General features: G+C 54.8%; 6 protein-coding genes. All 6 read right to left on the bottom strand.

Annotated features, from left to right (window positions below):
- Positions 1 to 33: 33 nt before the first annotated feature.
- The 6 genes from fusA to rpoB all read right to left on the bottom strand — a co-directional run bounded on the left by fusA (position 34) and on the right by rpoB (position 13,959).
- Entirely contained in the window at positions 34 to 2,136 is a 2,103-nt protein-coding gene (gene fusA, locus GH656_RS02315) for an elongation factor G (protein WP_153074400.1), read from the bottom strand.
- A 121-nt stretch (positions 2,137 to 2,257) separates the two neighbouring features.
- Positions 2,258 to 2,728 (bottom strand): 30S ribosomal protein S7, encoded by a 471-nt coding sequence (gene rpsG / locus GH656_RS02310; protein WP_006053291.1) that lies wholly within the window; start codon positions 2,726 to 2,728, stop codon positions 2,258 to 2,260.
- A gap of 189 nt (positions 2,729 to 2,917) precedes the next feature.
- Entirely contained in the window at positions 2,918 to 3,298 is a 381-nt protein-coding gene (gene rpsL / locus GH656_RS02305; RefSeq protein ID WP_153074399.1) for a 30S ribosomal protein S12, read from the bottom strand.
- Between the two features lie 226 nt (positions 3,299 to 3,524).
- Positions 3,525 to 5,372: a DNA helicase RecQ gene (gene recQ, locus GH656_RS02300; protein ID WP_153074398.1), complete on the bottom strand. Its 1,848-nt coding sequence runs from the start codon at positions 5,370 to 5,372 to the stop codon at positions 3,525 to 3,527.
- Between the two features lie 220 nt (positions 5,373 to 5,592).
- A complete protein-coding gene (gene rpoC, locus GH656_RS02295) occupies positions 5,593 to 9,831 on the bottom strand; it encodes a DNA-directed RNA polymerase subunit beta' (protein ID WP_153074397.1) in 4,239 nt (1,412 codons plus the stop codon).
- Positions 9,832 to 9,852: 21 nt separating this feature from the next.
- Positions 9,853 to 13,959, bottom strand: a complete 4,107-nt coding sequence (rpoB, locus tag GH656_RS02290; protein WP_153074396.1) for a DNA-directed RNA polymerase subunit beta — start codon at positions 13,957 to 13,959, stop codon at positions 9,853 to 9,855.
- Between the last annotated feature and the right edge of the window lie 247 nt (positions 13,960 to 14,206).

Here is a 14,206-nt window from a genome sequence, read left to right as displayed (position 1 = left end):
TCTCTTCTTTCAAAAAAATTGTTCGGTGAATGATTACTTCGTCTTCGCGTTGATGACGGCGTCAGCAACGTTACGCGGTGCTTCCGAGTAGTGCTTGAACTCCATCGTGTACGTTGCTCGGCCCTGAGTCAGGGAACGCAACGACGTCGAGTAGCCAAACATTTCTGCAAGCGGCACTTCTGCGCGGACGATCTTGCCACCACCGACCATGTCATCCATGCCCTGGACAATACCGCGACGGCCAGACAAATCGCCCATCACGTTGCCCATAAAGTCTTCTGGCGTTTCTACTTCTACCGCCATCATCGGCTCAAGCAGCACCGGGTTGGCACGACGCATACCTTCCTTGAAGCCCATCGAGCCAGCCATCTTGAACGCATTTTCGTTCGAGTCAACATCGTGATACGAGCCGAAGAACAGCGTGACCTTAATGTCGACAACAGGGAAGCCAGCCAGCACGCCAGCCTTCAGCGTTTCGGTAATGCCCTTGTCAACTGCCGGGATGTATTCACGCGGAACCACACCACCCTTAATCGCATCAACAAACTCGTAGCCCTTGCCCGGTTCTTGCGGCTCAAGCTTAAGCACGACGTGACCATACTGCCCACGGCCACCCGACTGCTTGACGAACTTACCTTCAACTTCTTCGCAAACCGAACGAATTGTTTCACGATAAGCCACTTGCGGCTTACCAACAGTCGCATCAACACCAAACTCACGCTTCATCCGGTCAACCAGAATTTCGAGATGGAGTTCGCCCATCCCCGAAATAATAGTTTGACCCGATTCTTCATCAGTCTGAACACGGAACGAAGGATCTTCCTGAGCCAAACGATTCAGCGCCAGACCCATTTTTTCCTGGTCAACCTTGGTTTTCGGCTCAACCGCCTGCGAAATCACCGGCTCCGGAAAAATCATGCGCTCAAGCACGATCGGATGGGCTGGATCGCATAGCGTATCGCCTGTAGTCGCCTCTTTCAGGCCGACTGCAGCAGCGATATCACCCGCGTGCACTTCCTTGATTTCTTCGCGCTGGTTTGCGTGCATCAGCAGAATACGACCAAGACGCTCTTTCTTGTCCTTGGTCGCATTCAACAACGTATCGCCCGACTTGGTCGTACCCGAATAAACGCGGAAGAAAATTAACTGCCCCACAAACGGGTCAGTCATGATCTTGAACGCAAGCGCCGAGAACTTTTCGTCATCGGCCGCACGACGTTCAACTTTCTCGCCGTTTTCCAGCTCACCCGTAACCGGAGGAATATCAACCGGCGAAGGCAAGAAATCGAGCACAGCATCCAACATCCGCTGTACGCCCTTGTTTTTGAACGCGGTTCCACACAGCATCGGTTGAATTTCACAAGCGATCGTACGATCACGCAGACCCTTGATGATCTCCTCTTCGCTCAACTCACCCGAATCCAGATACTTGGTCATGAAGGCTTCATTTGCTTCAGCAGCAGCCTCGACCATGTTCTCGCGCCATTCAGCACAGGTATCCGCGAGTTCTGCCGGGATCTCTTCGTACGTAAATTTCGTACCTTGCGATGCCTCGTCCCAGATGATTGCCTTCATCTTAATCAGGTCAACCACGCCCTGAAACGATTCCTCAGCGCCAATAGGCACCACAACAGGAACCGGATTTGCCTTCAGGCGTAATTTCAACTGATCGTAAACTTTGAAAAAATTCGCGCCAGTACGATCCATTTTATTAATGAACGCAAGGCGAGGCACCTTGTACTTATTAGCCTGACGCCAAACTGTTTCCGATTGCGGCTGGACACCACCCACGGCGCAATACACCATGCACGCGCCATCAAGCACACGCATCGAGCGCTCGACTTCAATCGTGAAGTCGACGTGACCCGGTGTGTCGATGATATTAATGCGATGCTCAGGACGGTCACCCGCCATGCCTTTCCAGAACGCAGTTGTTGCAGCCGAGGTGATCGTGATGCCACGCTCCTGCTCCTGCTCCATCCAGTCCATTGTTGCAGCGCCGTCGTGCACTTCACCAATTTTATGGTTCACGCCGGTGTAAAACAAAATGCGCTCGGTCGTCGTTGTCTTGCCAGCGTCGATGTGAGCGCTAATACCGATATTGCGGTAGCGCTCGATAGGTGTCTTGCGAGCCACTTTAATCCTCTATGGGAATGGCGCAATGGAATAAGACCACTACGCAGTAACACAAACGGGCGAGGCACTTTGGAAGCGCACCCGCCCGGAATTTTGCTCCGCTAGCCCGGGGTCGGGGCGCTTAGAAACGGAAGTGCGAGAACGCCTTGTTGGCTTCCGCCATCCGGTGCACTTCATCGCGTTTCTTCATCGCACCACCACGGCCTTCAGCCGCTTCACTCAATTCACCAGCCAAACGCAAGGCCATTGATTTTTCGCTACGCTTCTTCGCAGCCTCGCGCAACCAGCGCATCGCCAATGCCATACGACGCGACGGACGCACTTCAACCGGAACCTGGTAATTCGCACCGCCAACGCGCCGGCTCTTCACTTCCACTACCGGCTTAACGTTATTGAGCGCTACCGTGAACACTTCCAGCGGGTCCTTGCCACCCTTAGTCTGGATTTGCTCGAAAGCGCCGTACACAATGCGCTCAGCAACCGACTTCTTGCCTGACAACATCAGCACATTCATGAACTTGGCTACATCTACGTTACCGAACTTCGGATCCGGCAATACTTCCCGCTTGGGGACTTCACGACGACGTGGCATGCTTCTTCCTTTATTTTCAGTTGGGACTGGCACCAGCCCCGTGGCCACCAACTAACCCGATTTAGCCTTAACGGCCAACCAGTCCGGTCGGGTGACTACTTACTCGACAGCACCGGCGAATCCGGCACCACCGCAATTTTCGCCCCTTGGTGCGGGCGACCTGAAATTACCTTGACTAGACAGACTAGCTTACTTGCCAACCTTGGCACGCTTCGCACCATACTTCGAGCGAGCTTGCTTACGATCCTTAACGCCCTGGGTATCCAGCGAGCCACGAACCATGTGATAACGCACACCTGGCAAGTCTTTCACCCGGCCGCCGCGAATCAGCACCACCGAGTGCTCCTGCAGGTTGTGGCCTTCACCACCGATATACGAAATCACTTCAAAACCATTCGTCAGGCGTACCTTGGCAACCTTACGAAGCGCCGAGTTCGGCTTTTTTGGCGTCGTAGTGTACACACGTGTGCACACACCGCGACGCTGGGGGCAGTCCTGCAAGGCCGGGCTCTTGCTCTTCGCAGTTTCGGAAGCGCGACCTTTGCGAACCAGTTGATTGATGGTTGGCATTGTTTATTCCTGAAATTTAATAAAACCAGCTACTTCGTTTTTCGGGCAAAGCGAAAACACCGAAGATGCCGTACATCTCGATCTGACACCCGATTTTTACGCGAGAGACTCCCACGCAAGAGGGCTCAAAATACGAGAACCTAGCATCATATTCTGAAAATACCAAACAAGTCAATAAGTTGCAGCCAAATACCGCATGACAGGTCCAATGCAGCCAGAACACACACTAACCTGCTGCAACTACCTCGAGCAAAGCGCCACCGAAGCGGTCCAACTTCCGCGCACCCATGCCCTGGATATCACGCAAGTCTTCAAGCGAAACGGGAGCATTTCGCGCAATTTCAGCGAGGGTTGCATCGTGAAAAATAACGTAAGCAGGTACTCCGTCGGCTTTCGCCGTCTCGGTTCGCCACGCTCGCAAGCGGTCCCAGCGAGCACGCTCGCGTGGCCCCATGCCAATCGTTGGGTCCGCTCGTTCGCTGGTGCGGGTCGATGTTTGACGGGTGCGAGTCGGTTTAACGTAGCGTCTCAATGTGACGACTTGCTGACCCTTGAGTACCGGTTTGCTAGTTTCAGTTAAAACCAGCGAGCCATAACCCGCGTGATCTACCGTAAGGTAGCCAAAGGCAACCAGTTGGCGAAACACAGCCCGCCACTCAGGTTCAGAAAGCGCTGCGCCAATTCCGAAGGTACTCAGCAACTCGTGTCCGCGCTGCAGAATTTTCTCCGTGCGATTGCCTCGCAAGATGTCGATTAGATGACCCGCGCCAAAGTGAAATCCACTTGCTCGCTGAGCGCGAAAGACACAGGAAAGCGCCATTTGCGCTTCTTTCGTGGCATCCCATGATGCTGGAGGCTCAAGGCAAGTATCGCAGTTGCCGCATGGTTGACTTGATTCACCGAAATAAGCCAGCAATCTCACGCGACGGCATGACGCCGATTCGCACAAACCCAACAATGCATCAAGTTTTCCGGTTTGCACCCGCTTGTGAGCATCATCAGCCTCGGATTCATCAATCATCTTTCGCTGCTGAACAACGTCGCCCAAGCCATACGCCATCCATGCATTTGCAGGTATGCCGTCTCGCCCCGCACGGCCGGTTTCCTGGTAATAACCTTCCACGCTTTTAGGCAAATCCAGGTGAGCCACAAAGCGCACATCTGGCTTGTCGATCCCCATACCAAATGCAATCGTCGCGCACATGACGATGCCCTCTTCGCGCTGAAACATTTCCTGGTGCTTCTGCCGCACGCCGAACTCCATGCCAGCGTGATAAGGCAATGCCCGGACGCCATGCCCTTTGAGCCATTCGGCCGTTTCCTCGACCTTACGCCGTGACAGGCAATAGACAACGCCCGCATCCGTCGTGCCATCGGGCTTTGAATGCTCCGCGCGAATGAAATCCAGTAACTGTGTGCGAGCGTTATCTTTCTCAACAATGCGATAGCGAATGTTCGGCCGGTCGAAACTCGAAACAAAAATGCGCGCTTCGTCCAGCGCAAGACGCTGCACGATTTCATCACGTGTAATGGCATCTGCAGTCGCTGTCAGTGCTATCCGCGGTACAGCTGGAAAACGCTCATGCAAGACCGACAACTGAATATACTCAGGCCGAAAATCATGGCCCCACTGAGACACACAGTGCGCTTCATCTATAGCAAACAGGCCTATATGAGCTCGCTCTAACAACTCAAGAAAGCGCGGCGTCATCAAGCGCTCAGGCGCTACGTAAAGCAGGTCCAACTGGCCGTCGCGCAGCGCACGCTCAGTCGCAGCGGCTTCCGCACCGCTCAGCGTCGAATTCAAATAAGCAGCACGCACACCATACTCGGTCAATGCGGCCACTTGATCCTGCATCAGTGCAATGAGTGGCGAGACAACGATTCCAGCGCCTAGCCCAGCCTCGCGGCGAACCAGCGACGGAATCTGATAGCACAATGACTTGCCACCGCCGGTCGGCATCAGCACGAGACAATCGCCGCCCGCGCTAACATGCTCGACGATTTCGCCTTGCTGTCCCCGAAACGCGGGATAGCCGAAAACCTCTTTAAGAATTTCAAGCGAACGGGACATAAAAATGGGGAAGTAAAAGTGGGACTAAGGAATGCTAATGCTGCGAATTTTACCAAGGCATGGATGATGTTCCACACCGATGTGGTTTCGTTAGCTACCCGGATTACCCCGGTGCCGGCATTCGCTGCATGACTACGTCGCCACGATCAAAAAAAAACCGCCCAGTCGAAAACTGAGCGGTTTGAGCTGCAGTAACCCCGGCGGCTCACGCCGCGCGGATTTACTCGCCTGAGTGTTGCTGCTCGGCTGCCGGAACTTCCGGAGTACCGAATTCAAAAGACTCTTCGGCTGCGATCTGGTCAAAACGTTCGCGCTCCGACAACTCCCGGCTCTTGCGAGCCTTGTGGAATGCGAGGCCCGTACCAGCCGGAATCAGACGACCAACGATCACGTTTTCTTTCAGCCCGCGCAGATCATCACGCTTGCCCATGATCGCCGCTTCGGTCAGCACGCGAGTCGTTTCCTGGAATGACGCCGCAGAGATGAACGAATCGGTCGACAGCGATGCCTTCGTGATACCCAACAGCACGTTGTCGTAGGTGGCCGGACGCTTGTCATCTGCGATCATCCGGTCGTTCTCATCAAGCATGTCCGAACGCTCGACTTGTTCACCCGGGATGAAACGCGTGTCACCGTTGTCGGTAATTTGAACACGACGCAGCATCTGACGCACGATTACTTCAATGTGCTTGTCGTTGATCTTCACGCCCTGCAAGCGGTACACGTCCTGCACCTCGTCCACGATGTAACGTGACAGCGCCTCGACACCCTGCAAACGCAGAATATCGTGCGGATCTGCTGGCCCGTCCACGATCATTTCGCCCTTGTTGACAACCTGAGCATCGTGAACCAAAACCTGCTTTTCCTTCGCTATCAGGAACTCGTGCTGATTACCTTCGAGATCCGTGATAACAAGACGCTGCTTGCCCTTCGTATCCTTACCAAACGACGTCGTGCCTGTGACTTCCGCGAGAATGCCGGCGTCCTTCGGTGAACGTGCTTCGAAGAGTTCCGCCACACGCGGCAGACCACCGGTAATGTCCCGCGTCTTTTGCGACTCGGTTGGAATACGTGCGAGCACTTCACCGACCTGCACCTGCTGACCGTCTTTCACGGTAATCAGTGCGCCAACCTGGAAGCCAATCTGCACCGAATGCTCGGTACCCGGGATCTTCACTTCTTCGCCGCTTGCATCCAGCAATTTGACCTGCGGACGCACGCTCTTCGCGGCCTGTGACCCGCGACGCTTGACGTCGATTACAACCAGAGTCGAAAGCCCCGTCACATCGTCGATTTGCTTGGCAACGGTCACGCCTTCTTCGACGTTTTCGAACTTCACCGTACCACCATACTCAGTGATGATCGGACGCGTCATCGGGTCCCACGTCGCCAACTGCGTGCCCGCCTTGATGACGACGCCATCAAGCTGCAGCAGCGTGGCACCGTAAGGCACTTTGTGACGTTCACGTTCGCGGCCGTGGTCGTCCGTAATCATCGCTTCGCCCGAACGCGAGATGACGATCTGCTCGCCCTTCGCATTCGTCACATAACGCATCGTTGCGGTGAAACGAACCGTACCGTTGGACTTGGCTTCAACCGACGAAGCCACCGCTGCACGCGACGCCGCACCGCCGATGTGGAAGGTACGCATCGTAAGCTGCGTGCCAGGCTCACCAATCGACTGCGCCGCAATCACACCCACTGCCTCGCCAACATTCACCGATGAGCCACGGCCAAGATCCCGGCCATAACACGCGGCGCACAGGCCGTAGCGCGTTTCGCAAGTCAGCGGTGTGCGCACGCGCACTTCGTCGATGCCCAGACGCTCAATCTCTTCGACCGCATCTTCATCGAGCAAAGTGCCCGATTCATACAGCGTTTCCTGTGATTCCGGATTCACCACATCAGCAACAGCTACACGACCGAGAATCCGGTCACGCAGTGCCTCAACGACTTCACCACCTTCAACCAGCGCTTTCATCGCCACGCCGTTTGAAGTGCCGCAATCATCTTCAACGACCACCAGATCCTGAGTCACGTCGACGAGACGACGTGTCAGGTAACCCGAGTTCGCCGTCTTCAATGCCGTATCAGCCAGACCCTTACGTGCACCGTGAGTCGAGATGAAGTACTGCAACACGTTCAGGCCTTCACGGAAGTTCGCGGTAATCGGCGTCTCGATGATCGAGCCGTCAGGCTTGGCCATCAGGCCACGCATACCTGCCAGCTGACGAATCTGCACTGCGGAGCCACGTGCGCCAGAGTCGGCCATCATGTAGATCGAGTTGAACGATTCCTGGCGTGTCTGCTTGCCATCACGATCAACCACCGGCTCAGTCGACAGCTGCTCCATCATCGCCTTGCCGACCGCTTCCGACGTAGCCGACCAGATATCGACCACGTTGTTATAGCGCTCTTGCGATGTGACCAGACCCGACATGTACTGACGGTCGTACTCTTTCACCTTCTTCGCCGCATCACCAACGATGGTTTCTTTCTGTGGCGGCACGAGCATGTCATCCACACAGATGGAAATACCAGCGCGCGTGGCCAGGCGGAAACCCGACTGCATCAGCTGATCCGCGAAAATCACGGTTGCGCGCAGACCGCACTTGCGGAATGCAGTGTTAATCAAGCGTGAAATTTCTTTCTTCTTCAACGGCTTGTTCAACACGGAGAACGGCAGCCCTGGCGGAAGAATTTCCGACAGAATCGCACGGCCAACCGTCGTCGCATACAGCGAGATCTTCGGCACAAATGCCGGTGCGCCCGGTGACTTGTCTTCGTTATGGACCATTTCTGTGATCCGCACGTTGACGCGCGAGGCCAGTTCGACTTCCTTGTTCTCGTAAGCACGCAGCGCTTCCGAAACACCGGTAAACGACAGGCCTTCGCCCTTTGCATTCACCGCTTCACGAGTCGCGTAGTACAGGCCGAGCACAATATCCTGCGACGGCACGATCGACGGATCGCCGTTCGCCGGGAACAGAATATTGTTGGATGCCAGCATCAGCGTGCGTGCTTCCATTTGCGCTTCAAGCGAAAGCGGAACGTGAACCGCCATCTGGTCACCATCGAAGTCGGCGTTGAACGCCGCGCAAACCAGCGGATGCAGCTGGATTGCCTTGCCTTCGATCAGCACCGGCTCAAAAGCCTGGATACCAAGGCGGTGCAGTGTCGGAGCACGGTTCAGCATCACCGGATGCTCGCGGATCACCTCTTCGAGGATGTCCCACACCACAGCGGTCTGATTTTCGACCTCTTTTTTCGCGGCCTTGATGGTCGTGGCAACGCCCATCACTTCAAGCTTGTGAAAAATGAATGGCTTGAAGAGCTCAAGCGCCATCAGCTTCGGCAGACCACACTGATGCAACTTCAGCGTAGGGCCCACCACAATCACTGACCGGCCGGAATAGTCAACACGCTTGCCCAGCAAGTTCTGCCGGAAACGGCCGCCCTTACCTTTAATCATGTCGGCCAGCGATTTCAGCGGACGCTTGTTCGCACCAGTCATCGCCTTACCGCGACGACCATTGTCGAGCAATGAATCGACGGCCTCTTGCAACATCCGTTTTTCATTACGGACGATGATTTCAGGTGCCTTCAGCTCGAGCAAACGCTTCAACCGGTTGTTCCGGTTAATCACGCGACGATACAAGTCATTCAGGTCGGATGTGGCAAAACGGCCGCCATCGAGCGGTACCAGCGGCCGCAATTCAGGCGGCAGGACTGGCAACACTTCGAGCACCATCCAGTCGGGCTTGATGCCCGAGCGCTGGAATGCCTCAAGCACCTTCAGGCGCTTCGCGTACTTCTTGATCTTTGCTTCCGAACCCGTGTTTTTGAGCTCGGTGCGCAGCATCTCGACTTGTTCATCGATATTGATCGCACGCAGCAATTCACGCACGCCTTCCGCGCCCATCTCGGCACGGAACTCGTCGCCGTACTCTTCAACCTTGTTGTAGTAATCCTCTTCGGTCATGATCTGCCGTGCTTTCAGCGGCGTCATCCCCGGTTCGATCACAACATATGCTTCGAAGTACAGAACACGTTCAATATCACGCAGCGTCATGTCGAGCACCATGCCCAGACGTGACGGCAGCGATTTCAGAAACCAGATGTGCGCAACCGGCGAGGCCAGTTCAATATGGCCCATCCGCTCACGCCGCACCTTGGCGAGCGTCACTTCGACGCCGCACTTCTCACAGATCACACCACGGTGTTTCAGACGCTTGTACTTACCGCACAGGCATTCGTAGTCTTTGATCGGCCCGAAAATCTTCGCGCAGAACAAACCATCACGTTCCGGCTTGAATGTCCGGTAATTGATGGTTTCAGGCTTTTTGACTTCACCGAAAGACCACGAACGGATCTTGTCTGGCGAAGCCAGACCGATCTTGATCGCATCAAAAACTTCGGGTTGTTGGACTTGCTTGAATAGATCGAGCAAAGCTTTCATCGCTTCTCTCCAGTAGTCCGATTAGTTCCGGTCCAGGTCGATATCAATACCGAGCGACCGAATTTCCTTCACCAGCACGTTAAACGACTCAGGCATGCCAGCATCAATCACGTGATCGCCCTTCACCAGATTCTCGTAAACCTTGGTCCGGCCTGTCACGTCATCCGACTTCACCGTCAGCATTTCCTGGAGCACGTAAGAGGCGCCATATGCTTCGAGCGCCCACACTTCCATCTCACCGAAACGCTGACCACCGAACTGCGCCTTACCGCCAAGCGGCTGTTGCGTCACAAGCGAGTACGGGCCGGTCGAACGGGCGTGCATCTTGTCATCAACCAAGTGATGAAGCTTCAGGTAATGCATGTAGCCAACCGTTACAGGGCGCTCAAACACTTCCCCCGTACGGCCGTCGTACAGACGCACCTGATTTTTGGACGGCGTCATACCAAGTTGTTCAGCGATGTCATCCGGGAAGGCGAGATCGAGTGCACGCGACATTTCTTCTTCGGTTGCACCATCAAACACCGGTGTCGCAAACGGAACGCCTTCACGCAGATTCTTCGACAACTCGATGATTTCATCATCCGAGAAGCTGTCCAGCTCTTCTGCACGGCCAGATTCGTTATAGATCTTGGTGAGGAACTCACGCAATTCCGCGACCTTGACCTGACGCTGCAACATCTCACCGATCCGCCAGCCGAGACCCTTCGCCGCCCAGCCCAGATGCACTTCGAGAACCTGCCCAACGTTCATCCGCGAAGGCACACCCAACGGGTTCAGCACAACGTCAGCCGGACGGCCATCGGCCATGTACGGCATGTCTTCGATCGGAACGATCTTCGACACCACGCCCTTGTTACCGTGACGGCCAGCCATCTTGTCGCCAGGCTGCAAACGGCGCTTCACCGCGAGATAAACCTTGACCATCTTCAGCACGCCCGGTGGCAACTCATCGCCCTGGGTGAGCTTCTTGCGCTTTTCTTCAAACGCGAGATCAAACTGGTGACGCTTTTGCTCAATCGAATCTTTGATAGCTTCGAGTTGAGCAGCCGACTCTTCATCAGCCAGACGAATATCAAACCAGTGATAGTGGTCCAAATCAGTCAGGTAAGACTGCTCGATTTTGGTACCCTTCGCCAGCTTCTTCGGACCACCATTTGCCACCTTGCCAACCAGCATCCGCGCGAGACGCTGGAAAGCATCGCCTTCCACAATCCGCAACTGGTCATTCAAATCCAGACGATAGCGCTTCAGTTCGTCATCAATAATCTGTTGCGCCCGCTTGTCACGCTGAATTCCTTCACGCGTGAACACCTGCACGTCGATCACCGTGCCGCTCATGCCGGAAGGCACGCGCAACGACGTGTCTTTCACGTCCGAGGCTTTTTCACCGAAAATCGCGCGCAGCAGCTTTTCTTCTGGCGTCAGTTGGGTTTCGCCCTTCGGCGTAACCTTGCCAACCATCACGTCACCGGCTTCGACTTCCGCACCGATATAAACGATGCCCGACTCATCCAGACGGCCAAGCTGTACTTCGGCCAGATTTGAAATGTCACGGGTGATTTCTTCAGGTCCGAGCTTGGTGTCACGTGCAACGACATTCAGCTCTTCGATATGGATCGACGTGTAGCGATCATCCGCCACCACCTTCTCCGAGATCAAAATTGAATCTTCGAAGTTGTAGCCGTTCCATGGCATAAACGCGACGAGCATGTTCTGGCCCAATGCCAGTTCACCCAGATCGGTCGATGCGCCATCCGCCAGTACGTCACCGCGCGACACGATATCGCCCACTTTGACGATAGGACGCTGGTTGATATTCGTGTTCTGGTTCGAACGCGTGTACTTGATCAGGTTATAGATATCGACGCCGACATCACCAGCCACCGCTTCGTCATCGTTCACACGAATAACCATACGGCCCGCGTCGACGTAATCCACAACACCACCACGGAACGCCTGAACTGTCGTACCCGAGTCGACGGCAACCGTCCGCTCAATACCCGTACCCACCACGGCCTTTTCAGGGCGCAGACAAGGAACAGCTTGACGTTGCATGTTCGAACCCATCAACGCACGGTTCGCATCGTCGTGCTCAAGAAACGGGATCAACGATGCCGCCACCGAAACGATCTGCGAAGGCGCGACGTCCATGTACTGGATGCGGTCCGGCGTAACCATCAGGGTTTCACCGGCTTCACGCGACGACACAAGCTCGTCGGTCAGCGTGCCTTCTTCTGCGACGGCAGCATTAGCCTGTGCGATGACGTAACGGCCTTCTTCAATCGCGGACAGATAGTCGATCTGATCGGTCACCTTGCCGTCAGTCACTTTCCGGTACGGCGTTTCAAGAAAACCATACTCATTAAGATGCGCGTACAGAGCCAGTGAGTTAATCAGCCCAATGTTCGGACCTTCTGGCGTTTCAATTGGACAGACACGACCATAGTGAGTTGGGTGCACGTCACGAACTTCAAAGCCAGCACGCTCACGCGTCAAACCACCCGGCCCAAGCGCGGAGACACGGCGCTTGTGGGTGATTTCCGATAACGGGTTGGTCTGGTCCATAAACTGCGACAGCTGCGACGAGCCGAAAAACTCCCGAATCGCCGATGAAATCGGCTTGGAGTTAATCAGGTCATGCGGCATCAGATTTTCGCTCTCGGCCTGACCGAGACGCTCTTTTACAGCACGCTCAACACGGACAAGACCCGCACGGAACTGGTTTTCCGCCAGTTCACCCACGCAACGCACACGACGATTACCCAAGTGATCAATGTCATCCACTTCGCCCTTGCCGTTACGTAACTCGACAAGAATCTTGATGGTTGCGAGGATGTCGTCGTCTTGCATCGTCATCGGGCCGACAATCTCATCGCGGCCAACACGGCGATTGAACTTCATGCGGCCGACCTTGGACAGGTCGTAAGCATCTTCGCTGTAGAACAGACGATTGAACAACGCCTCGACTGCCTCTTCCGTCGGCGGCTCACCCGGACGCATCATGCGATAAATTGCGATGCGGGCAGCCATCCGGTCAGTGGTTTCGTCAATGCGCAGCGTCGACGAAATATACGGCCCCTGATCCAGGTCGTTCGTATACAGCGTCTGAATGTCCTTGATACTGGCTTCGCGCAGCTTCTCAAGCACCGTTTCGGTAACTTCGTCATTCGCGCTAGCAATGACTTCACCGGTGTCAGCGTCGACAACATTCTTTGCCAGCACACGCCCCAGCAGATAATCTTCGGGAACCGAAATAAATTTTGTTTTTGCGCTCTCGAGATCCCGAATATGCTTGGCGTTAATGCGCTTGTCCTTCGGGACAATTACATTGCCATCACGATCGGAGATATCGAAACGAGCCACTTCACCACGCAAACGCTCCGCAACGAACTCCATTTGCGCGCCTTCCGGCATCAGCGCAAAGTTATCGAAAACGAAGAAATTAGCGAGAATTTGTTCTGGCGTCAGGCCAATAGCCTTCAACAGAATCGTGACAGGCATCTTGCGACGACGGTCGACACGGAAGTACAGCACGTCCTTCGGGTCGAACTCGAAATCAAGCCAGGAACCGCGGTAAGGAATAATTCGCGCTGAAAACAAGAGCTTGCCCGAGCTATGGGTTTTGCCTTTGTCGTGCTCGAAAAACACCCCAGGAGAACGGTGCAACTGGGAAACGATCACGCGCTCCGTGCCGTTAATGACGAATGAGCCCGTAGGTGTCATGAGCGGCATTTCGCCCATGTAGACTTCCTGCTCTTTCACTTCCTTGACGACAGGCTTGCTGGGTGACTCTTTATCGAGCAACACCAGACGCACTTTCGCCCGCAACGCAGAGCAGTACGTCAGACCACGTTGCTGACATTCCTTGATATTGAACGCAGGCGGCGACAGCATGTAGCTGACAAATTCCAGACGAGCAAAACCATTATGCGAAACAATCGGAAAAACAGAAGTAAACGCCGCTTGCAAACCTTCCGGTTTACGCTGCGTTCCAGACGTGTCTGCTTGCAGAAACGTGCTGAATGATTCAAGCTGAGTTGCCAGCAGGAAAGGTACTTGGTGAACGATGGGGCGCTTCGCAAAGCTCTTGCGAATACGCTTCTTCTCGGTGAAGGAATATTGCATACGATCTCCGAATCACGGCGGGCATTGTTGTCGAGGCAGGATACCTGGATGAGACAACCCGAGTGTTCACCGACTGAGACCCGATGGCCGTTCGATGGCCTGAACGAGCCTAAAAGCTTGGTGGTTGGCCGCTACCAACCGCTGGCTGACGGTAATGAGCATGCGCCCACTACCCGACCAAACTTGCCTTCTGCAGTCGCTTCAGAAGACAAAGAGAATCACCGGTCGATTTCTTCGAACGATCATT

The sequence above is a fragment of the Paraburkholderia bonniea genome (assembly GCF_009455625.1).
GTDB lineage: Bacteria > Pseudomonadota > Gammaproteobacteria > Burkholderiales > Burkholderiaceae > Paraburkholderia > Paraburkholderia bonniea.
The sequence above is the reverse complement of the archived record's forward strand: the minus strand, read 5'-3'. Positions and strand labels throughout refer to the sequence as shown.

Bases quoted from the DNA above. Each gene is read 5' to 3' on its own strand.
- rpsG (WP_006053291.1), bottom strand. From the start codon at position 2,728: ATGCCACGTCGTCGTGAAGTCCCCAAGCGGGAAGTATTGCCGGATCCG.
- rpsL (WP_153074399.1), bottom strand. From the start codon at position 3,298: ATGCCAACCATCAATCAACTGGTTCGCAAAGGTCGCGCTTCCGAAACT.
- recQ (WP_153074398.1), bottom strand. From the start codon at position 5,372: ATGTCCCGTTCGCTTGAAATTCTTAAAGAGGTTTTCGGCTATCCCGCG.
- rpoC (WP_153074397.1), bottom strand. From the start codon at position 9,831: ATGAAAGCTTTGCTCGATCTATTCAAGCAAGTCCAACAACCCGAAGTT.
- rpoB (WP_153074396.1), bottom strand. From the start codon at position 13,959: ATGCAATATTCCTTCACCGAGAAGAAGCGTATTCGCAAGAGCTTTGCG.